The organism is Streptomyces antnestii (assembly GCF_004005495.1).
Classification (GTDB): domain Bacteria; phylum Actinomycetota; class Actinomycetes; order Streptomycetales; family Streptomycetaceae; genus Streptomyces; species Streptomyces antnestii.
On sequence record NZ_RZYA01000001.1, the window covers coordinates 221,800 to 242,768 of the forward strand.

The window sequence follows — 20,969 nt, forward strand, 5'->3', positions numbered from 1 at the left end:
ACGGCCGGGGATCGTGGCCGCCGCGCTCGCCCTGTCGCTGATCGCCGCCTGCACGGCGTCCGGCGGTGACGACGCGAAGCCCGCCCCGACCTCACCCGCCCCGCACTCCGCCGCCCCCGCCGGGGGGCTGCCGCGCGGTGTGATCCTGCGCCACTCCACACACACCTGGGCGGACGGCCGCACGGCGCGCGTCCACGTGCTCACCGTCGCGCCGGACGCCGCCGCCCACGTCACCGGTGTCCACGGCGCACACCTGGCCACCGCCGAGACGGTGCGGGAGATGGCGGACCGCGTCGATGCCGTGGCCGCCGTGAACGGCGGCTACTTCGACATCCCGACCGGCGCCGATCACGGCGGCTACCCGGGTGACCCGCTGGGCGTCTACGCCACCGGCGGCACCCTGCTCAGCGAGGCCGCGGCCGGTCGCACGGCACTCGTCGTGGGCCCGGGCGGCACCGCGCCCCGCATCGCCCGGGTGTGGACCACGCTGTCTCTGACCGCCGACGACGGGACACTGCGTGAACTGGACGGCATCGACCGGGTGCCCGGCCGCATCCTCGGCTGCGGCGGTGCCGGCGGTGACGTGCTGCGCTCGACCGGGCGTGCGCATCCCGCGCCGCTGCACAACCGACTCTGCGTCGACAGCAGTGAGATCGTCCGGTTCACCCCGCAGTGGGGCGCGGCCTCCCGCCCCGGCGCCCCAGGCACGGCGGAAGCCGTGCTCGACGCGTCGGGGCGGGTGACCGGCATGCGCTCACCGGCGGGAGGGCCGATACCGCGGGGCGGTAGCACCTTGTACGGCATCGGCGAAGGGGCGCGCTGGCTCACCGCACACGCCCGGCCCGGCGGTTCCGTCACCGTCGAGACCCGGGCGCAGGACGCGGCAGGACGTTCCCTGCTGGCGCCGGGGGTCTCGTTGTTCGGCGCGGGCCCCGGGCTCGTCGAGAACGGCACCGTCGCCCTCGACCCGGCCCGTGAAGGCATGTCCGCGAGATCTCTCGATGAGCGGGCCCCGCGCACGCTCGCCGGCATCCGTGCCGACGGCACCCTGCTGCTCGTGGTCGTCGACGGCCGTACATCCGCCAGTGTCGGCGCCACACTGCGCGAGGCGGCCACGCTCGTCGCGGGCCTCGGAGCGCGATCCGCCCTGAACCTGGACGGCGGCGGCTCCAGCACCCTCGTGGTGTCCGGGCGCCTGGCGAACCGGCCGATGGACGAAAAGGCGAAGCGGTCCGTCGAACGCCGGGTCGCCACGGCCATCGCGGTCGTCCGCTGACGTCCGACCAAAAGGGGCGCGGGGAACTGCGGACCAGCCACGACCGGTCCGCAGTCGCCCCACGCCCCTCAGACACCCCGAACGAGGTGCGACGCGTTACGCCGGAACGCTCGCCACTCGCGTCTCCAGGATCCGCTTACCGGTCACCCGCTCGCTGACGCCCTCGCGGTCCAGGTACGGCGTGATGCCGCCCAGGTGGAAGGGCCGGCCGGAGCCCGTGATCAGGCAGAGGCCGAGTCCTGAGCCTCGGCGACGACGCCCTCGTCGAGCATGAGGCCGATCTCTCCGTCACCGCGTGAGTGACGAGGCCGTCGCCGACCCCGGGGACGGGCGCCACCGGCGGTGCCACAGCCGGTGAACCTTCGCCCGGCGCCACGTCCGCTTCCGGCGGAGCACACTCCGGTGACGAGCCGGGCGACGAGCCGGGTGACGGCGATCTGGCGTCGACCGGTGCCGGGGCGGCCATGTGGTGCGCGGCCCTCGCCGTCCTGCTCGTCGGCGGAGGTGTCGCGGTCCGCGCGGTGGTGCGCAGGCGCCGGGCGTAGTCCGGAAGCCATGAGGGCGCGCATCGCCCCCCCCGCGCGCCCTCAGCCGGGCCGTACCGTCCGCGGCCCCACGTACTCCGCCCCCAACTCGCCCACCCTGCGCCGTAGTTCGCGATCCGCGGTCACGACGACGCAGGGGGCGCTCGCCGCGGCGACCAGGTCCACGATGTGGTCGTCCCCGCTGCCCGGCGCCGACTCGACCCGCACTCCCGGCACCGACTCCACGCCGCGCGCCGCGCCCTCGACGACGAGCACGATGTCGACGCCCTCGCGCTCGGCGTGGCTCACCAGCCGGTCCCGCAGCCGCTCCGCGGCCCCGCGCCGGTCGCGCCACCAGCCGTCGGGCACGGAGCCGACGACATTGGCGCCGTCGACGATCAGGAGTGTCCTCATGCGGTCCGGCCCCTCTCCCAGGCGGCGGTGAGCCGCCCCATGGCGTCGACGGCGCGGGCGGTGCGCCGGTCGTCGGTACGCAGCGCGTTCGCGAACTCGACGTGCAGGAAGGGAACATGCTCGGCGGCCGCCTTTCCGCCCTGCACATTGGTGCGGCCCTCCAGCGGGCAGGAGCGTACCCAGGCGCGGCACACGTCGAAGCCGCGCTCGCGCAGCCGGTCCGCGAGCAGCCGGCCGTCGGCGCGGCCCACCAGGCCCCGCCCGGTGGACGCGATCACGTCGCGCCCCGGCGCCGAGTCGTCGGCGAAGCCGTGGAGCTGGAGACCGGGCAGCCGGCGCTCCGCCAGCTCGTCGCAGAACGCGTCGAAGACGGTGTCCCGGCGGTGCGCGACGTCCGCCGCGTCACCGCGCCCGGCTTTGCGATGTGCGCCAGCAATGACGAGGACCCCGCCGTGTCCGCCGCGCAGGACGCCCACGCCGAGCCGCTCGGTGTTCCGGTCGGCGACCGGATGCGGGATCTGCACCGACCAGCGTGCGGGCCGGCCGGTCTCGACGTAGACACGGCCCCAGCCGCGTGGCGCGGGGCCCGCCTCGGTGCGGTCGGTGATCTCCGCGTACCGTCGTCCGGTGGCGCTGTCCGTGACGGTGCCGAGCGAGAGATCGATGCTGGACAGGCGCTCCTCGGCCTGCTGAGGGCGGCCGTCGAGCAGGAGCTTCAGGCCGCTCGCGGCGGTGCGCCGCTCGGTGCGCGTCGGGGGACGGTAGCCGGTGCCGGGACCGAAGCGCGCGGTGTAGTCCGTGACCCGGGTCAGCAGATCGACCCCGCCGCGGGCGCCCTGCCGGGTGTGGGGTCCGCGGCTGTCCGACGGCTCTCCCCGGTGCGTGAGACCGGCCACGAGGGCGGTCGCCACAACTGCTGCGATCAGCAGCGTTGTTGCAATCGTTACCGTCTTTGTCCGGTTCACTCTCATGGTTGTATAAAGATAGCCCGGTGAATAGACGCTCCTCCCGCCGGTCGCTGTCCGGCATAGCCCTCACCGCGCTGCTCGCGGGAACCGCGGCCTGTGGCCCCTTCGGTTCGGACGACGGCAAGGCCGCCGCGGACGGCCCCTCGTTCACCGTCGCGGCCGCCGGCGACATCCTCATCCACCCGCAGCTCACCGAACAGGCACGCAAGGACGCCAAGGTGACCGGGCAGGGCGTGGAGGGCCTCGACTTCGACCCGATGCTGGCCGGCGTCAAGCCCGTCATCAGCAAGGCGGATCTGGCGATCTGCCACTTCGAGCCCGTCGCGGGCAAGCCCGAGGGGCCCTTCGAGAGCTACCCCGCGTTCCTGGTGCCGCCGCAGATCGCCACCACCATCAAGCACGTCGGTTACGACACCTGCTCCAGCGCCTCGAACCACACCCTCGACCACGGCGCCGGCGGCGTGCGGAACACCCTGAACGTCCTCGACCGCGAGGGCTTGAAGCACACCGGCTCCGCGCGCAGTGCCGCCGAGGCCGCCAAGCCGCTGATCATGGACGTCAAGGGCGTCAAGGTCGCCCAGCTCTCGTACGCCTTCGGGTTCAACGGCAACGAGATCCCCGCGGACAAGCCGTGGCTGGTCAACCAGATCGACTTCAAGAACATCGCCGCGGCCGAGAAGCGGGCCAGGGCCGCGGGCGCCGACGTGGTGATCCTCAGCATCCACTGGGGCCGCGAGAACCAGCCGAACCCCAGCCGCTCCCAGCTCCAGCTGGGCCGCAGGCTGGCGCGCGAGACCGGCATCGACCTGATCATCGGCCACCACGCGCACGTGGTGCAGCCGATGGAGAAGGTCGACGGCACCTGGATCGCGTACGGACTCGGCAACCAGATCGCCCGGCACGACGTGCCGACCGGACTGACCGAGGAGGGTGTCATCGGCTGGTTCGAGTTCACGAAGCGCGGCGGCCGATGGGATGTCCAGGCCAAGTACGTCCCGACGTTCACCCAGATCCCGCCGGACCCGGACGAGTCGGGCGATCTCCCCAAGGGTGCCGTGCGGGACCACCGGCTGGTGGACATCGCGGCGGCCCTGCGCGAGGACCGGGGCGCCGCGAAGCTGAGCGAGCAGCAGCGCGCCCGCTACCGCCTGGCCTTCGAGCGCACCGAGGGCACGATGCTCAACCGCGGCGCCGCCAAGGACGGACTCGCGCCGCTGGAGCCGCTGCCCGAGTGAGGGTCGCCGCAGAGTAACGATTCTCACCTTTTTCTTACCTCGTACAACCCTTCGGCTCCGGTGCGGGTCAGATGTTTCCGGATCGCACTGCTGTGCGCTCCGGTGTGCGCCACCCCCACGGCCGCGGAGCGAATCCGCGTCCTCGCGCGCGCCCCCGTGTTCCAGAGAGGAGCCCCCCTTGGCCGCTTCGCACCCGAAGCGGCGGCACAAGGTCCGCCGAAGAGCCGATATGTCCCTGCTGGGTGGCATTCGTCCACCCATCGCCGTGCTGTCGGTTCTGCTCCTCGCCCTGGCGGGCATCACCGCCCTCACACTCGGCCGCGTCGGACACGACCGCGTCCCCGAAGCCGTACGCACCTCCCAGCAGCACTTCGCCGAGGACGGCGCCATCGCGCTGCGCGCCTCCGTCGACGAGGGCGTCACCGACCTCACGCGGACGGCGCAGCTGTTCAGCGCCGGCGACCCGGTGCCCGCCGACGCGGTCCTCGACAAGATCGGCAACGTCTACCAGAAGTGGACCGGCACCGCCGTCGTCGAGATCCAGTCCGGCAAACTCCTCGCCGCGCGCGGCGAGAACGTGCCGCTGACGGCGATCGACCGGTCCAGGCTCGCCGACGAGAACGGCCTCGCCCCGCGCATGGTGCGTCTCCAGAACGGCGAGACCCGGCTGCTCTCCTTCGCCCTGCTGAACTGGAAGGGCCGGCCGCAGCAGCTCCTCGTCGCTTCCAGCAACCTGAAGTTCCCGGGTATCAGCCTCGGCGAGTTCCGCTCCATCGCCGTCATCGACCAGACCGGCACCGTCCTCAGCAGCGACGGCATCCCCGAGCCCGAACAGGTCCTCACCGACCTGCAGCGCGACGAGGTCAAGGAGTCCAACCGGCAGCTGAAGGCCTTCGCGAAGGCCGCCGCCGGCAAGGCGAAGCAGCACCCCGTCAAGTCCAAGGAGCCCGGATCCGGCGGGTTCCTGGGCGTCAGCGGCAGCCTCAGCGGCGACCGCTACATGGGCGAGCGCTCCGTCGCCGGCTACGCCACGCTCGCCTCGCCGCAGCCCGGCGAGCCCACCGTCGCCACCGGCCTCGGCCTGACCGTGGTCGCGATGGTCAAGGTCGCCGAGGATCCCGCCGTCACCGCGAGCCCGGTCTTCGGACTGGCCGCCGCGGCCGCCCTGCTGCTCATCGGCGGGCTCACCGTCGCCCTGCTCCTCGGCACCGTGCAGCGCCCCCTGATCAGGCTGTTCCTGGAGAGCCGCCGGCTCACCCGCGGCGACCTCGCCCGTCCGGTCACCGTGCCCCGGCGCGGCGAGGCCGCCCGGATCGGCGCCGCCCTGGAACGCCTGCGCCACCAGCTGCTCGGCGAGAGCCCGCGGCCCGCCGCCCCGGCCCGCCGCCGCTTCGGCGCCCGCGCGCTCCTCGCGGTCGCCGGGATCCTGCTGCTCGTCTGGGCAGGCCCTCTCCTGCTGCTGCTCAACCGGGCGGGCGACACCGTCGTCGTGCCCCAGCAGATGGTGAACGACCAGCGCGAACGCACCGACACCGTGTCCGACCGGGTACGCCGCGCCCTCAACGAGGGCCACGCCGACCTCATGTCGGTGGCTTCCCTCATCGGCGACCGCACCAAGCCCTCGCAGATGGCCGAGGTGCTCGAAGCCACCATGAACGAGCACCTGCGCTACGAGTCCCTGTACGTCCTCGACGCCCACGGCGACGTCCTCGCCAGGGCAGGACACGGCCCGCACAACGACCAGGGCGAAGGCCCCTCCGCCGAGCCCATCCGGGTCCTCGACGACAAGGGCAAGAAGCCGGTCATCGTCGGCACCGCGGAACTGCCGGGCCGCGAGGGCGCGGCCGTGGTCGGCGAGTTCCGGATCGACTTCCTCAACTCGCTGCTCAAGCGACCCGGGCTCGGCGACGTCCGTGTCGTCGACGCCCACCGGCGCGTCATCGGCGGCAACAGCGGCTATCTGGCCTTCCACCGGCTGCCCGGCGAGCGCCTCGACGAACTGGTCGAGGGGACCAACCAGAAGGTCGGCATGAGCCCGCGCCCCAGCGGCGTGCTGTTCCGCGACGGCCGCGACATCCAGATCGCCGCGGCCGCCCCCTTCGTCGGCGGCGGCGCCGCCGAGTCCCTCGGCTGGACCGTCGTCAGCTGGCAGCCCGCCTTCGGCCTCGCCATCCCCGAGTACAGCCTCCAGAACCGCACGGTCCTGGCCGGCCTCCTCGGCATCACGGCCGCGGCCGCCTGCCTCGGCTGGCTGCACATCATCGTCGTACGGCCGCTGCGGGACCTGGCCCGCCAGGCCGAGGAGCTCGCGGACGGCGACCGTAAAACCGTCCTGTTCCCGCGCCACCACGACGAGGTGGGCGCCGTCGCCCGCAGCCTGGAGCTGATCAGGCAGCAGGTCCAGAGCCAGCGCAAACGCGACGGCGGTGCCCGCACGCCCGCCGGAGCCGGAAGGAACTAGAACCACCGTGCTCTTCCTCTACACCGTGCTCGTGGTGTGCGGAGCCGTCCTGCTGATCGCCGGAATCGTCGAACAGCGGCGGCACTTCGCCAACCTCGAACACATACCGACCCGCGTCCTGGTCAACGGCATCCGCGGCAAGTCGTCCATCACGCGCCTGTGCGCGGGCGCCCTGCGCGGCGGCGATCTGACCACCGTCGCGAAGACGACCGGCACGGCGGCCCGGTTCATCCACCCGGACGCCACCGAGGAACCCGTCTACCGCAAGTTCGGCATCGCCAACGTCGTCGAGCAGATCGGCATCGTGCGCCGCGCCGCCGCGTACAACCCGGACGCCCTCGTGATCGAGTGCATGGCCGTCATGCCGGCGCTCCAGGAGATCAACCAGTCCAAGCTGATCCGCTCCACGATCGGCGTCCTGTGCAACGTCCGAGAGGACCACCTCGCCGAGATGGGCCCCACCCTCGACGACGTGGCGCGCTCCCTGTGCCGCTCCATGCCGGAGGGCGGCATCTGCGTCACGGCGGAGCAGGAGCGCTTCCACATCCTCCAGGAGGAGGCGGACGCCAGGGACTGCAAGCTGATCTACGCCGACCCCGAGACGGTCAGCGACGAGGAACTGCGCGGCTTCAGCTGGTTCACGTTCAAGGAGAACGTGGCGATCGCGCTGACCGTCGCGGAGCTCGTGGGCGTCGACCGGGACACCGCCCTGCAGGGCATGTACGACGCCCCGCCGGACCCCGGAGTGCTCTCCGTGGAGCGCTACCTCACCCACGACGGCAAGAAGCTCCGCTTCGCCAACGTCTTCGCGGCCAACGACCCCGAGTCGACGCTGATGAACATCAACCAGCTCCTCGACCTCGGCGCCGTCCACCGCCCGCTGAACGTCGTCATCAACTGCCGCCCCGACCGCGTCGAGCGCAACGGCCAGATGGGCGAGATCATCCCCGAGCTCGACCCCGACCGGGTCTTCGTGATCGGCCACCCCGCCAAGTCCGCCATCGACGCGATCCCCGCCGCCTACCGCGACCGGGCCGTGGACCTCGGCGGCGACCGGCGCGACGCCGAGGAGTTCATGGGCCTGCTGCTCGGCGACCTCGGGCCGGACTCCTCGCTCGTCGCCATCGGCAACATCCACGGCCAGGGCGAGCACCTCCTGGAGCACCTCGCCGAACTCCCCGCGGACGAGTCCGACGACACGGCCGACACCACCGACACCGCCGACCCCTACGGGACCGCGCCCCTGCCGCACGCGGCGCGGGCCACCCCCGAGCACGCCGAGACGATGCAGCTCTACGCGCCCCGCATCGACCCGTACCAGCAGTACCCGCAGGCGTACGAGACGCGGTACGCGCCACAGGCCCACATCCCCGTACAGCGCGACGCGGACCGGCCCCATCCCGAGTACGACGAGCAGCGGGCGCCCCGCGAGGCCTGGCCCACGGTGACACAGGGCCGACCCGTACCGCCCGCCGAACAGGACCGTCCCCGCGGCCTGTTCGAGCCGCGCGTCCCGCCGACGCCTTCCACCGACGACCCGCAGCAGTGGCACAGCAGCCCAGGAGAACCCCGTTGATCCCCACCGTCCTCACCCCCGAGATCGCCGCGATCGGCATCGCGATCGGGCTGCTGTTCTCCCTGATCTGCTACCTCACGACGAACCTCTCGCCGGGCGGCATGATCACCCCGGGCTGGATCGCCCTGACCCTCGTCGAGGACCTCCAGCGCGCGGCCATGGTCGTGGGCGTCACCGTCCTCACCTATGTGGGCACGCTCCTGATGCAGCGCTACGTGATCCTCTACGGCAAGCGCCTGTTCGCGGCGGTCGTGCTGCTCGGCGTGACGCTCCAGGCCACCGTGATGATCGTGCTCTCCCTCGAGTTCCCGCTGATGTACGCGAACCAGACCCTGGGCTTCATCGTCCCCGGCCTCATCGCGTACCAGCTGGTCCGCCAGCCCAAGGGCCCCACGATCCTCGCCACCGGCTCGGTGACGCTGATGGCGTACGTCGTCCTCACCGCCGGAATCCTCCTCGGCGTCATGCCGTCCGCCTGAACCTGCCACCGGAGCCGACCCCATGCCTGCCAAGAAGAAGCACCCCGTCCTGCACACCGCGGTCATCCTCGCGCTGCTCGGCGGCAGCGCCTACCTGACGGTGGAACTGCGCAAGGACGAACAGGCCAAGGCCCCCGCGGTCCAGGCCGTCACCGACACCCCGCTCCTGGAGTCGAGCACCGGCCAGAAGGGCGGCAAGCAGACCTGGGAGCGCCTGAAGAACCCCGAGCGCTCGGTCCTGCGCGGCGAGGCCGGCCAGGTCCTCGCGACCTTCACCGACGGCGCCCGCACCGCCACGCTCAAGGGCCCGAGCCGCACGTTCACCGAGCCCGCCAACACCAAGTCCCGGGTGGTCACGGAGGACTGGGTGCGGCTCATGCCCGAACCCTGGCGCAAGGGCGCCGAGCGGGAGAAGTGGTTCAAGGACTGGTTCAAGGAGTTCTACGGCAGCGAGGAGGACGACGTCTTCGCGTTCGCCTTCCAGTACCTGGAGGGCGCCCCCGTCAAGAAGGACGACGAGGGCATCGCGTACGCGGGTGACGCCAACTTCGGTCCGATCAACCCGAACGGCAGCGAGGGCAACGACCTGCGCGACGAACTCTCGGACTTCTACGACTACTTGGGCATCCCCTACACGTTCCGCGACGGCGTCACGCAGCAGCCCGAGACCCGCCGTGCCCGGTCCGTCGACTGTTCGGGCTTCCAGCGTCTGGTGTGGGGCTACCGGTCCCGCTACCCCCTGATGTCGTCGGACAAGTCCGGCGACGGCCTGCCGCGCACCGCCAACGGCATGGCGCGCTCGGACGTGGGGACCGACATCATCCCGCTCAAGGGAGTCGGCGCGGCCGACCGGCCCACGTCCATCGACGTGCTGCAGCCCGGCGACCTCGTCTTCTTCAAGCTCGACGCCCGCACGAACCAGCGCCTCGACCATGTCGGCATGTACATGGGCCACGACACCGACGGCCACATGATCTTCGTGTCGAGCCGTGAAGAGGTCAACGGCCCCACCATCGGCGACAAGGGCGGCACGTCCCGCCTCGACGGCAACGGCTACTACGCGAGCACCCTGCGCAGCGCCAAGCGGCTCTGACCGGCCGCTCGACACGACGGTGCCCGGCACGTCAGGAGGCGTGCCGGGCACCGTCGTATGCGGGGGAGTTACGCGGGGACGCTCGCCACGCCCGTCTCCAGGAACCGCTTCCCGGTCACCCGCTCGCTGACGCCCTCGCGGTCCAGGTACGGCGTGATGCCGCCCAGGTGGAAGGGCCAGCCGGCGCCGGTGATCAGGCACAGGTCGATGTCCTGGGCCTCGGCGACGACGCCCTCGTCCAGCATGAGCCGGATCTCCTGGGCCACCGCGTCGAGCACGCGGTCGCGGACCTGCTCCTCCGTCAGGACGACGTCGCCCTGCTTGAGGAGCGCGGCGACCTCGGGGTCCAGCTCCGGCTTGAAGCCGTTCTCGGCGGAGTACGTGTAGAAGCCGCGCTTGCCCGCCTTGACGACGGCCGCCAGGTTCGGGGACACCGTGAAGCGCTCCGGGAAGGCGCGGTTCAGGGTCTCCGAGACGTGCAGACCGATCGCGGGACCGACCAGCTCCAGAAGGACGAGAGGCGACATCGGCAGGCCGAGCGGCTCGACGGCCTTCTCGGCCGTCTCGACCGGGGTGCCCTCGTCGATGACGTTCTGGATCTCGCCCATGAAGCGGGTGAGGATGCGGTTCACGACGAACGCCGGTGCGTCCTTCACCAGGACCGCGGTCTTCTTCAGCTTCTTGGCGACACCGAAGGCCGTGGCCAGCGAGGCGTCGTCGGTCTGCTCGCCGCGGACGATCTCCAGGAGCGGGAGGATCGCGACCGGGTTGAAGAAGTGGAAGCCGACGACCCGCTCGGGGTGCTTCAGCTTCGACGCCATCTCGGAGACCGAGAGCGACGAGGTGTTGGTGGCGAGGATCGCGTGCGCCGGGGCGACCGCCTCGACCTCCGCGAACACCTGCTGCTTGACGCCGATCTCCTCGAAGACGGCCTCGATGATGAAGTCGGCGTCGGAGAAGCCCTCGGCCTTGTCCAGGACACCGGTCACCAGCGCCTTGAGGCGGTTGGCCTTGTCCTGGTTGACGCGGCCCTTGCCGAGCAGCTTGTCGATCTCGGCGTGGACGTAGCCCACACCCTTGTCGACGCGCTCCTGGTCGATGTCGGTCAGGACGACCGGCACCTCCAGGCGGCGCAGGAAGAGCAGCGCGAGCTGCGAGGCCATCAGGCCCGCGCCCACGACGCCGACCTTGGTGACCGGCCGCGCCAGGCTCTTGTCCGGGGCGCCGGCGGGACGCTTGGCGCGCTTCTGCACCAGGTTGAACGAGTAGATACCCGCGCGCAGTTCACCACCCATGATCAGGTCCGCGAGGGCCTGGTCCTCGGCGTCGAACCCGGCCTGCAGGTTCCCGTCCTTGGCGGCGGCGATGATGTCGAGGGCGCGGTACGCGGCCGGGGCGGCGCCGTGCACCTTGCCGTCGGCGATGGACCTGCCGCGCGCGACGGCCTGGTCCCAGGCGTCACCGCGGTCGACCTCGGCGCGCTCGACGGAGACCTCGCCCTTGAGGACGTTCGCCGTCCAGATCAGCGACTGCTCCAGGAAGTCCGCGCCCTCGAAGATCGCGTCGGCGATGCCGAGTTCGAAGACCTGCTTGCCCTTGAGCTGGCGGTTCTGGTTGAGCGAGTTCTCGATGATGACCGAGACGGCCTTGTCGGCGCCGATCAGGTTCGGGAGCAGCGCGCAGCCGCCCCAGCCCGGGACCAGACCGAGGAAGACCTCGGGCAGCGAGAACGCGGGCAGCGCCTTGGAGACGGTGCGGTACGTGCAGTGCAGACCGACCTCGACACCGCCGCCCATGGCCGCGCCGTTGTAGTACGCGAAGGTCGGCACGGCGAGGCCCGCCAGGCGCTTGAAGACCTCGTGGCCGCCCTTGCCGATGGCCAGCGCGTCGTCGTGCTTCTTAAGGAGCTCGACGCCCTTGAGGTCGGCGCCCACGGCGAAGATGAACGGCTTGCCGGTGATGCCGGCGCCGACGATCGTGCCGTCGGCCGCCTCCTTCTCGACCTGGTCGATCGCGGTGTTCAGGTTCGCGAGGGAGGCCGGGCCGAAGGTGGTCGGCTTGGTGTGGTCGAAGCCGTTGTCGAGCGTGATCAGCGCGAACCGGCCCGCGCCGAACGGGAGGTCGAGGTGGCGTACGTTCGCCGACGTGACGACCTCGTCCGGGAACAGCTCGGCGGCGCCCTTCAGGAGCTCAGCGGTGGTGGTGCTCACTTGTCGCCTCCGGCGTCCTTGTGGTGCGGGTTCTCCCAGATGACCGTGGCGCCCATGCCGAAGCCGACGCACATCGTCGTCAGGCCGTAGCGCACCTCGGGCTGCTCCTCGAACTGGCGGGCCAGCTGCGTCATCAGACGCACGCCGGAGGAGGCCAGCGGGTGACCGAACGCGATGGCGCCGCCGTACTGGTTGACGCGCGCGTCGTCGTCGGCGATGCCGTAGTGGTCCAGGAAGGCGAGGACCTGGACGGCGAAGGCCTCGTTGATCTCGAAGAGGTTGATGTCCTCGATCGACAGACCGGCCTTGGCGAGCGCCTTCTCCGTCGCCGGGATCGGGCCGTAGCCCATGACCTCCGGCTCGACGCCCACGAAGGCGTAGGAGACGAGGCGCATCTTGACCGGCAGGTTGTTCTCGCGTGCGAAGTCCTCGGACGCGATGATCGACGCGGTCGCACCGTCGTTCAGACCGGCGGCGTTGCCCGCGGTGACGCGGCCGTGGACGCGGAACGGCGTCTTCAGGCCGGCCAGGTTCTCCAGGGTCGTGCCCGGGCGCATCGGCTCGTCGGCGGTGACCAGACCCCAGCCGGTCTCGCCGACGTCCGGGTTGGTGTTGCGCACGGAGATCGGGACGAGGTCCTGCTGGATCTTCCCGTTCGCGTACGCCTTCGCCGCCTTCTCCTGCGAGCGCACGGCGTACTCGTCGGCGCGCTGCTTGGTGATGTGCGGGTAGCGGTCGTGCAGGTTCTCGGCGGTCATGCCCATGAACAGGGCGGACTCGTCGACGAGCTTCTCCGACACGAAGCGCGGGTTCGGGTCGACGCCCTCGCCCATGGGGTGACGGCCCATGTGCTCGACACCGCCGGCGATGACGGCGTCGTACGCGCCGAAGGCGATGGAGCCCGCGGTCGCGGTCACGGCGGTCAGGGCGCCGGCGCACATGCGGTCGATGGAGTAGCCGGGCACGGACTGCGGGAGGCCCGCGAGGATGCCGGCGGTGCGGCCGAGGGTCAGGCCCTGGTCGCCGATCTGCGTGGTCGCGGCGATGGCGACCTCGTCGATCTTCGCGGGTTCGAGGGCCGGGTTGCGGCGCAGCAGCTCCCGGATGGCCTTCACGACGAGATCGTCGGCGCGGGTCTCGTGGTAGATGCCCTTCGGGCCCGCCTTGCCGAACGGGGTGCGGACGCCGTCGACGAAGACGACGTCCCTGACGGTACGAGGCACGATGGCTCTCCTCCAGATGCGGGATGGCACTGCCGCGCGGCACGCTCCCGGAGTCGGGCGACGCGCTGCGAATACCGTCATGCTACTTGCGGGTAACCAAGACGTGTAGTCCCCCCGGCCGGAGCGGCGAAGGTCACACCCGACCTGCATACGCGAGGACGCCCCCGGGAGATCCCAGGGGCGTCCTCACATACGGCACATGCGGCGCGTGCGGCACATGCGTCACGTACTTCTGTGCGTCAGTCCGTCTGCTTCAGCGCCTCGGTCAGCAGCGGCGTGACCTGTTCGATCTGCCAGGGCCGCGCCCCGTACCCGCGCAGCGCCTCGGCCACCGCCGCCTCGGAGCGGTCGCCCGGCGGCTCCCAGCACACTCGGCGGACCGTGTCAGGGGTGATCAGGTTCTCCTGCGGCATGTTCAGCGTCTCGGCGAGCGCCGACACCGCGGCCCGCGCCGCGGACAGGCGCGCGGCGGCGGCCGGGTCCTTGTCGGCCCAGGCCCGCGGGGGAGGAGGCCCGGCGACCGGGGCCCCCGGCTGCGGCAGCTCCGCGTCGGGCAGCTCCCTCGCCCGGTCCACGGCCGCCTGCCACTGCTCCAGCTGGCGCCGCCCCACCCGGTGCCCGAACCCGGGCAGCGCGGCCAGCGCGTGCACGTTCACCGGGACCGCGAGCGCCGCCTCGACGATCGCCCCGTCGCCGAGGACCTTGCCCGGCGAGACGTCACGCCGCTGCGCGATCCGGTCCCGCGCCGTCCACAGCTCCCGTACGACGGCCATCTGTCGGCGGCGCCGCACCTTGTGCATGCCGGACGTGCGCCGCCACGGGTCCTTGCGGGGCGGGGCGGGCGGCGCCGACGCGATGGCATCGAACTCCTGGTGCGCCCATTCGAGCTTGCCCTGCCGGTCGAGCTCCTTCTCCAGCGCGTCCCGCAGGTCCACGAGGAGCTCCACGTCGAGCGCGGCGTAGCGCAGCCACGGGTCGGGCAGGGGCCGTGTCGACCAGTCGACGGCGGAGTGGCCCTTCTCCAGGACGTAGCCGAGGACGTTCTCCACCATCGCGCCGAGCCCCACGCGCGGGAAGCCGGCCAGGCGCCCGGCGAGCTCGGTGTCGAAGAGGCGGCTGGGGACCATACCTATCTCGCGCAGGCACGGGAGGTCCTGCGTCGCGGCGTGCAGCACCCACTCGGCGCCGGCGACGGCGTCACCGAGGGCGGTGAGGTCGGGGCAGGCCACGGGGTCGATGAGCGCGGAGCCCGCGCCCTCGCGGCGCAGCTGCACCAGGTAGGCGCGCTGCCCGTAGCGGTAGCCGGAGGCGCGCTCGGCGTCCACGGCCACGGGGCCGGTGCCCGCGGCGAAGGCCGCGACCACCTCGGCGAGGGAGGCCTCGTCGGCGATCACCGGCGGGATGCCCTCGCGGGGTTCGAGCAGGGGGATCGGCACCTCCGCAACAGATCCGCCGTCGTCCGGGGGTGCGCCCCCGGTGGTTCGCAGTGAGCTGTCTGCTGCGGTCTCTTGGGCGTCGGTCACCTGTCAAGGGTATCCGTGGATGTACAGCGCCCGTCGACGGAACGTTCCGTCGACGGGCGATGAAGGTACGTAAACAAGTCAGGATCAGTGGATGATGCCGGTGCGCAGGGCCACGGCCACCATGCCGGCGCGGTCGCCCGTGCCGAGCTTGCGCGCGATGCGGGCGAGGTGGCTCTTGACGGTCAGCGCGGACAGGCCCATCGAGACACCGATGGCCTTGTTCGACTGACCCTCGGCGACGAGCCGGAGCACCTCGACCTCACGTCCTGACAGTTCGCGGTAGCCGCCCGGGTGGCTCGGAGCACCCGGGGGGCGGCGGTGCATACGGGCCGCGGCGGACCCGATGGGGGCGGCGCCGGGGCGGGAGGGCAGCCCGACGTTGGTACGGGTGCCGGTGACGACGTAGCCCTTGACTCCGCCCGCGAGGGCGTTGCGCACGGCACCGATGTCGTCGGCGGCGGAGAGGGCGAGCCCGTTGGGCCAGCCCGCGGCTCGGGTTTCGGACAGAAGGGTCAGGCCGGAGCCGTCCGGGAGGTGGACGTCAGCGACGCAGATGTCTCGGGGGTTGCCGATGCGGGGACGAGCCTCCGCGACGGACGAGGCCTCGATCACGTCACGTACACCGAGGGCCCAGAGGTGGCGGGTCACGGTGGAACGGACGCGGGGGTCGGCCACGACCACCATGGCGGTCGGCTTGTTCGGGCGGTAGGCGACCAGGCTTGCGGGCTGCTCGAGGAGAACGGACACCAGGCCTCCTGGGGTGCGGGACGGGACCGGCTCGGGGATGAAGCCGGAGCGAACCGTGCTTTCAAGGTCACAGACCTCTTCGGCAGTAAACCCGCCCGCCTTTAGAGAAAGATCACGATTAGGTGAGTAACAATTCGTGCAATTCGGACACGCGATCGATCATCCGAAGATCGAACCGAATCACAACGGGACCGGAACTCTTCGAGGTCCGGTCCCGGTCCGTGCCGCCCCACCCCGTCACCGTCGGCGACGGAAGGCCGAAAATCGCCCACTCACAGCCACACTCATAGCCACTCTCATCACTCTCAAAGCCGGCACTCATGACCGGCTAGGACTTCTGCGGGCCCCGGCGCTGAGGCAGCGACACCACGGACGCGTCCCCCGCGCCCGCCGGCGGCAGCCCCGCGATCTGGCTGAGCAGATCGCACCAGGCCGCCAGATGCGAGGCCGTGTCCGGCACCCCGCCAAGACCCTCACGCGGTGTCCACGACGCCCGGATCTCGATCTGCGACGCCGGTGGCCGGTCGCCGAGCCCGCCGAAGTAGTGCGAACCCGCCCGCGTCACCGTCCCGCTCGGCTCCCCGTACGACAGGCCACGCCCCTCGAGCGCCCCCGTCAGCCATGACCAGCAGACCTCGGGGAGCAGCGGGTCGGCCGCCATCTCCGGCTCCAGTTCCGCCCGCACCAGCGTCACCAGACGGAACGTCCCGTGCCACGCGTCGTGCCCCGCCGGATCGTGCAGCAGCACGAGACGTCCGTCCGCGAGGTCGTCGTCGCCGTCCACCACCGCGGCCTCCAGCGCGTACGCGTAGGGCGCGAGGCGCTGGGGCGGCTTGACCTGGTCCACCTCGATCTCCGGGCGCAGCCGTGCGCCCCGAAGAGCCTCGACCGCCGCACGGAACGGCGGTGGAGCCGCGTCCACCGGATCCTTCGTCTTACGCCCCTCCCGCTCCGATTCAGTCATTCCCTCAGCGCCGTCCGACAGTCGTCCCTCAGCCGCAGCCATGCGGGGAAGATTAAGGGGAACGCGGCCTTCGCGCAGGGTAAGACACCCGGCACCCCCGCGCCGATGTCCCCGCGCCCGGCGCCGTTCGTACCCGTGCGAGACTTTCCGACGTGAGTGCCAACCTCGGCCCCTCGGGCCAGCAGCCGACAGCGACGTACGATTCCGCCTTCCTCAAGGCGTGCCGGCGTGAGCCGGTGCCGCACACCCCGGTGTGGTTCATGAGGCAGGCCGGTCGCTCGCTGCCCGAGTACCTCAAGGTGCGCGAGGGCATCCCGATGCTCGAGTCGTGCGCGATGCCCGAGCTCGTCGCCGAGATCACGATGCAGCCCGTGCGCCGCCACCACGTCGACGCGGCCGTCTACTACAGCGACATCGTCGTGCCGCTCAAGGCCATCGGCATCGACCTCGACATCAAGCCCGGCATCGGGCCCGTCGTCGAGCAGCCGATCCGTTCGCGTGCCGACCTCGCGCGTCTTCGCGACCTCACGCCCGAGGACGTCTGGTACGTCACCGAGGCCATCGGCCTGCTGACCGCCGAGCTCGGCTCCACGCCGCTCATCGGCTTCGCCGGCGCGCCCTTCACCCTCGCGAGCTACCTCATCGAGGGCGGGCCGTCCAAGAACCACGAGCACACCAAGGCCCTCATGTACGGCGACCCGCAGCTGTGGGCCGACCTGCTCGACCGCCTCGCCGAGATCACCTCCGCCTTCCTGAAGGTGCAGATCGATGCGGGCGCCTCGGCCGTCCAGGTCTTCGACTCGTGGGTCGGCGCGCTCGCCCCCGCCGACTACCGCCGCTCCGTCATGCCCGCCTCGTCCAAGGTGTTCAAGGCCGTCGAGGAGTCCGGCGTGCCGCGCATCCACTTCGGTGTCGGCACCGGCGAACTGCTCGGGCTCATGGGCGAGGCCGGCGCCGACGTGGTCGGCGTCGACTGGCGCGTGCCGCTCGACGAGGCCGCGCGCCGCGTCGGCCCCGGCAAGGCGCTCCAGGGCAACCTCGACCCGGCGGTCCTCTTCTCCACGCAGGAGGCGGTGGAGGCCAAGACGGACGAGGTCCTGGCCGCGGCGAAGGGCCTTGAGGGGCACGTCTTCAACCTGGGCCACGGAGTGCCCCCGACGACGGACCCGGACGCGCTGACGCGCCTCGTGGAGTACGTCCACGCGAAGACGGCGGTCTGAGGGCGCAGGACATGACGATGCCGCCGCCGGGACAGGCGGCGGCAACGTCGTGACGCGTCAGGCCTCGCAGTTGACGGGCGGGTTGCCGCCGGCCACCCGGCACACGTCGAGCCCGGTCCCGCCGTTCACGATGCCCAGGTTGAAGCCGGTGCGGATGAAGTCGCTCTCGCTCTCGCCCAGGACCTGGCCGGTCGGCGAGACGCTGTTCGTCTGGATGTAGTCGGAGCCGCTGCCGCCGCGGACAGTGCCGGCGACATTGCCGGTTTGGATGAAGTCGTTGCCGCCGAGGCCGTTGACCGTGTCGCCGGCGTTGACCGTCGAACACTGGATGAAGTCGCTGCCCGGTGTTCCGGTCACGTTCGAGCCGGTGACGGGGATCCCGTTGACCGAGCAGTTGGTGGCGGCCTGGGCGGGGGAGCTCAGGGCGATCGGGGCGATGACGAGTGAGGCGGCGCAGAGGGCGCGCGCAATGTTTCTGATCATATGGCCAGTGACACATGGTCACGAAGCCTTCGCAATTCGTCACCACGGGTCACTGGTCCGCCTGGGTCAGCCCGCCGCCCGGACGGCTGTCACGGCCTTGCGGGCCGCCACGAGCACCGGGTCCCACACCGGTGAGAACGGCGGGGCGTAGCCCAGGTCGAGCGCCGTCATCCGGTCCACCGTCATCCCCGCCGTCAGCGCGACCGCCGCGACGTCGACCCGCTTCGCCGCTCCCTCGCGCCCGACGATCTGGACGCCGAGCAGCTTGCCCGTACGGCGTTCGGCGATCATCTTCACCGTCATGTCGGCCGCGCCGGGGTAGTAGCGGGCCCGGCTGGTCGACGAGATCGTGGCGGTCACGAACTGGAGACCGGCCCGCCGCGCGTCCTTCTCGCGCAGGCCGGTGCGCGCGATCTCCAGGTCGCACACCTTGCTCACCGCCGTCCCGACGACGCCCGGGAACGTCGCGTAACCGCCGCCCGCGTTCGTACCGATGACCTGCCCGTGCTTGTTGGCGTGCGTGCCGAGCGCGATGTGGCGCTCGCGGCCGGACACCAGGTCGAGGACCTCCACACAGTCGCCGCCCGACCAGATGTTCTCGTGGCCGCGCACCCGCATCGCGAGGTCGGTGAGGAGCCCGCCGCGGTCGCCCAGCGGGAGCCCGGCGGCGCGGGCGAGAGACGTCTCGGGGCGGACGCCGATGCCGAGGACCACGACATCCGCCGGGTACTCGGCGGACGTCGTCGCCACCGCCCGCACCCGCCCGTCCGCACCCGTGAGGATCTTGGTGACCTCGGCGTCGTCGACCATGGTGATGCCCAGGCCCGTCATCGCCTCGTGCACCAGGCGGCCCATGTCCGGGTCGAGCGTCGACATGGGCTCGGCGCCGCGGTTGACGACGGTGACCTCGTACCCGCGGTTGATCAGCGCCTCCGCCATCTCCACGCCGATGTAGCCCGCGCCGACCACGACGGCACGGCGGCCCCGCGTCGCCGAGAGCGTGTCGAGCAGTGCCTGCCCGTCGTCGAGGGTCTGCACGCCGTGCACCCCCGGCGCGTCGATCCCGGGAATCCGCGGCCGCACCGGCCGGGCCCCGGTCGCGATCACGAGCTTGTCGTACGACGTCCAGGCCTCCGCCCCGGTGTCGAGCTCACGCGCCCTCACCCGGCCGCCCTCGATGTCGAGTTCGGTCACCTCCGTGCGCATCCGCAGGTCGATGTCGCGCGCCCGGTGCTCCTCGGGCGAGCGCGCGATCAGCTCCTCGCGCTCGGCGACGTCGCCACCCACCCAGTACGGGATGCCGCACGCCGAGTACGAGGAGAAGTGCCCGCGCTCGAAGGCCACGATCTCCAGCTCGTCGGGGCCGCGCATCCTGCGGGCCTGCGACGCGGCGGACATGCCCGCCGCGTCGCCGCCGATGACCACCAGTCGCTCACGTGAAGGGCTCATACGCACCAAACTACGTGGGCGCCCCCGTCACTCGTCCCCGCCCCGCTCCCTCGCCGCAGGATGCACCGGCAGCGCGCCGGACGCCGTCCCCTGCGGCGGCACGGCGGCAGCGGCCCGGCGCGGCATCCTCGGCCGTACGAGGCGCAGCCAGAGGAAGGCCAGCAGGCCGCCCACCGCGGCGAACGGCAGGACCGCGCCGATGACCACCGCGAGCCAGCGCAGCATCGTCACGAACGCGTGCCAGCCGCCCGAGACCGCGTCGGTGAACCCCGGCTCCTCGTCCTTCTTCTCCGCCTTCTTCACCGGCGTCTCGGTCAGCGACAGCGTGATCGTCGCCAGGCTCGTCCGGTCCTTGAGGGACGCCTGCTGCGCGAGCAGCGCCTCCAGGTCGGACTCGCGGGTGCTCAACTCCCCTTCCAGGGCGACCACATCGCTCAGCTTCGTCGCCTTGTCCATCAGCTCCCGCACGCGCGCCACGCTCGCCCGCTGCGACCTGACGCGGCTCTCCACGTCGACGACCTGGTCCGTGACGTCCTGCGCCTTCACGTTCCGGTCGATGAGCCTGCCCGCGCCGGAGAGGTCCGCGAGCACCTGCTCGTAGCGCTCCTGCGGGACGCGCAGGACGACCCGGGAACGCTCGTGTCCCGTGTCGTCGCGGTCGGTCGACTCGTCGCCGACGATGCCGCCCGCGTCCTCGGCCGCCGCACGGGCCCGCTCGAGCGCCCGCGGCACGTCCTTGACCTGCACGGTGAGCGTCGCGGTGCGGATGATGTGGACGCCGGTGAGCCGGGGTGCCTGCCGCTTGGCCGCGTCCGGGCTGCCGTTCGCCTGTCCGCCGCCCGCCCCCTGCGCGTTGCCGCGGTCCTCCGCTGCCGCCTTGCCGTCGGCCCTGCTCGCGCTCGCGTCCCCGCCGCCGGACGCGCCGCTGCACCCGGTGAGCGCGAGCGTCGCGGTGAGCAGTACGGCGCCGAGCGCCTGGACGGAGCGGCGCCCCGGCCGCGGTGTGCTGGATGCCTGCATCGACGTACCCCCGAAGGTTGGGTTGAGTGGGACGGATGGGCCTTCGCCACGGATGGCCCTTCGCCGCCTCCTTTGACGGCCGGGAGGCCCCTTTCGGTGGTTGC

Annotated in this window: 18 protein-coding genes and 1 pseudogene; 8 read left to right on the forward strand and 11 right to left on the reverse strand. The window is 71.7% G+C overall.

Going from position 1 to position 20,969, the window contains the following annotated elements:
* Positions 1 to 13 precede the first annotated feature (13 nt).
* The gene (locus tag EOT10_RS00930) at positions 14 to 1,276 is read left to right on the forward strand and encodes a phosphodiester glycosidase family protein (RefSeq protein ID WP_127826072.1); all 1,263 of its coding nucleotides are present in this window, start codon (positions 14 to 16) and stop codon (positions 1,274 to 1,276) included.
* Positions 1,277 to 1,372: 96 nt separating this feature from the next.
* Here EOT10_RS00930 and EOT10_RS43035 read toward each other — a convergent pair.
* A pseudogene (locus tag EOT10_RS43035) lies at positions 1,373 to 1,637 on the reverse strand (3-hydroxyacyl-CoA dehydrogenase NAD-binding domain-containing protein); the annotation flags it as partial.
* Between EOT10_RS43035 and EOT10_RS41045 the strand changes: the two are divergent.
* A complete protein-coding gene (locus tag EOT10_RS41045) occupies positions 1,576 to 1,821 on the forward strand; it encodes a hypothetical protein (RefSeq protein WP_189490954.1) in 246 nt (81 codons plus the stop codon). The pseudogene EOT10_RS43035 and the gene EOT10_RS41045 overlap by 62 nt on opposite strands.
* Positions 1,822 to 1,863: 42 nt before the next feature.
* Here EOT10_RS41045 and EOT10_RS00940 read toward each other — a convergent pair whose 3' ends face one another.
* Both EOT10_RS00940 and EOT10_RS00945 read right to left on the reverse strand, forming a co-directional pair.
* On the reverse strand, positions 1,864 to 2,214 hold the full coding sequence (locus EOT10_RS00940; RefSeq protein ID WP_127826073.1) for a PIN domain-containing protein: 351 nt from the start codon (positions 2,212 to 2,214) through the stop codon (positions 1,864 to 1,866).
* Entirely contained in the window at positions 2,211 to 3,125 is a 915-nt protein-coding gene (locus tag EOT10_RS00945; RefSeq protein WP_127826074.1) for a hypothetical protein, read from the reverse strand. Before EOT10_RS00945 ends, EOT10_RS00940 begins: the two co-directional genes overlap by 4 nt.
* 80 nt (positions 3,126 to 3,205) lie before the next feature.
* Between EOT10_RS00945 and EOT10_RS00950 the strand changes: the two genes are divergently transcribed.
* From EOT10_RS00950 to EOT10_RS00970, 5 genes are all read left to right on the forward strand, one after another.
* Entirely contained in the window at positions 3,206 to 4,417 is a 1,212-nt protein-coding gene (locus EOT10_RS00950) for a CapA family protein (protein WP_127826075.1), read from the forward strand.
* Between the two features lie 229 nt (positions 4,418 to 4,646).
* Positions 4,647 to 6,878 (forward strand): HAMP domain-containing protein, encoded by a 2,232-nt coding sequence (locus EOT10_RS00955; RefSeq protein WP_127826694.1) that lies wholly within the window; start codon positions 4,647 to 4,649, stop codon positions 6,876 to 6,878.
* Between the two features lie 7 nt (positions 6,879 to 6,885).
* Positions 6,886 to 8,454 (forward strand): poly-gamma-glutamate synthase PgsB, encoded by a 1,569-nt coding sequence (gene pgsB, locus EOT10_RS00960; protein WP_127826076.1) that lies wholly within the window; start codon positions 6,886 to 6,888, stop codon positions 8,452 to 8,454.
* Entirely contained in the window at positions 8,451 to 8,933 is a 483-nt protein-coding gene (locus tag EOT10_RS00965) for a poly-gamma-glutamate biosynthesis protein PgsC/CapC (protein WP_127826077.1), read from the forward strand. Before pgsB ends, EOT10_RS00965 begins: the two co-directional genes overlap by 4 nt.
* 22 nt (positions 8,934 to 8,955) lie before the next feature.
* Positions 8,956 to 10,026 (forward strand): C40 family peptidase, encoded by a 1,071-nt coding sequence (locus EOT10_RS00970; RefSeq protein ID WP_127826078.1) that lies wholly within the window; start codon positions 8,956 to 8,958, stop codon positions 10,024 to 10,026.
* Positions 10,027 to 10,094: 68 nt separating this feature from the next.
* On the opposite strand, the gene EOT10_RS00975 is transcribed toward EOT10_RS00970, so the two are convergent.
* The 5 genes from EOT10_RS00975 to EOT10_RS00995 all read right to left on the reverse strand — a co-directional run bounded on the left by EOT10_RS00975 (position 10,095) and on the right by EOT10_RS00995 (position 16,693).
* On the reverse strand, positions 10,095 to 12,236 hold the full coding sequence (locus tag EOT10_RS00975; RefSeq protein ID WP_127826079.1) for a 3-hydroxyacyl-CoA dehydrogenase NAD-binding domain-containing protein: 2,142 nt from the start codon (positions 12,234 to 12,236) through the stop codon (positions 10,095 to 10,097).
* Positions 12,233 to 13,459 (reverse strand): thiolase family protein, encoded by a 1,227-nt coding sequence (locus tag EOT10_RS00980; protein WP_127826080.1) that lies wholly within the window; start codon positions 13,457 to 13,459, stop codon positions 12,233 to 12,235. The genes EOT10_RS00975 and EOT10_RS00980 overlap by 4 nt, the downstream gene beginning before the upstream one ends.
* A gap of 239 nt (positions 13,460 to 13,698) precedes the next feature.
* Entirely contained in the window at positions 13,699 to 14,982 is a 1,284-nt protein-coding gene (locus EOT10_RS00985; protein WP_127826081.1) for a ribonuclease D, read from the reverse strand.
* A gap of 84 nt (positions 14,983 to 15,066) precedes the next feature.
* A complete protein-coding gene (locus EOT10_RS00990; protein ID WP_100591261.1) occupies positions 15,067 to 15,729 on the reverse strand; it encodes a response regulator transcription factor in 663 nt (220 codons plus the stop codon).
* Positions 15,730 to 16,057: 328 nt separating this feature from the next.
* Complete coding sequence (locus EOT10_RS00995) at positions 16,058 to 16,693, reverse strand: DUF3000 domain-containing protein (RefSeq protein ID WP_431313242.1); 636 nt, start codon at positions 16,691 to 16,693, stop codon at positions 16,058 to 16,060.
* Positions 16,694 to 16,845: 152 nt separating this feature from the next.
* Here EOT10_RS00995 and hemE point away from each other — a divergent pair, with 152 nt between their 5' ends.
* Positions 16,846 to 17,913 (forward strand): uroporphyrinogen decarboxylase, encoded by a 1,068-nt coding sequence (hemE, locus tag EOT10_RS01000; RefSeq protein WP_127826083.1) that lies wholly within the window; start codon positions 16,846 to 16,848, stop codon positions 17,911 to 17,913.
* A 57-nt stretch (positions 17,914 to 17,970) separates the two neighbouring features.
* Here the strand turns inward: hemE and EOT10_RS01005 are convergent, their stop codons facing one another.
* From EOT10_RS01005 to EOT10_RS01015, 3 genes are all read right to left on the reverse strand, one after another.
* On the reverse strand, positions 17,971 to 18,396 hold the full coding sequence (locus EOT10_RS01005; protein ID WP_127826084.1) for a hypothetical protein: 426 nt from the start codon (positions 18,394 to 18,396) through the stop codon (positions 17,971 to 17,973).
* Positions 18,397 to 18,462: 66 nt separating this feature from the next.
* Positions 18,463 to 19,845 carry an FAD-dependent oxidoreductase gene (locus EOT10_RS01010; RefSeq protein ID WP_127826085.1) on the reverse strand — a complete coding sequence of 461 codons (1,383 nt, stop codon included), beginning with the start codon at positions 19,843 to 19,845 and terminating at the stop codon, positions 18,463 to 18,465.
* Between the two features lie 27 nt (positions 19,846 to 19,872).
* Positions 19,873 to 20,865, reverse strand: coding sequence for a DUF4349 domain-containing protein (locus tag EOT10_RS01015; protein ID WP_127826086.1), 993 nt, complete (start codon positions 20,863 to 20,865; stop codon positions 19,873 to 19,875).
* Between the last annotated feature and the right edge of the window lie 104 nt (positions 20,866 to 20,969).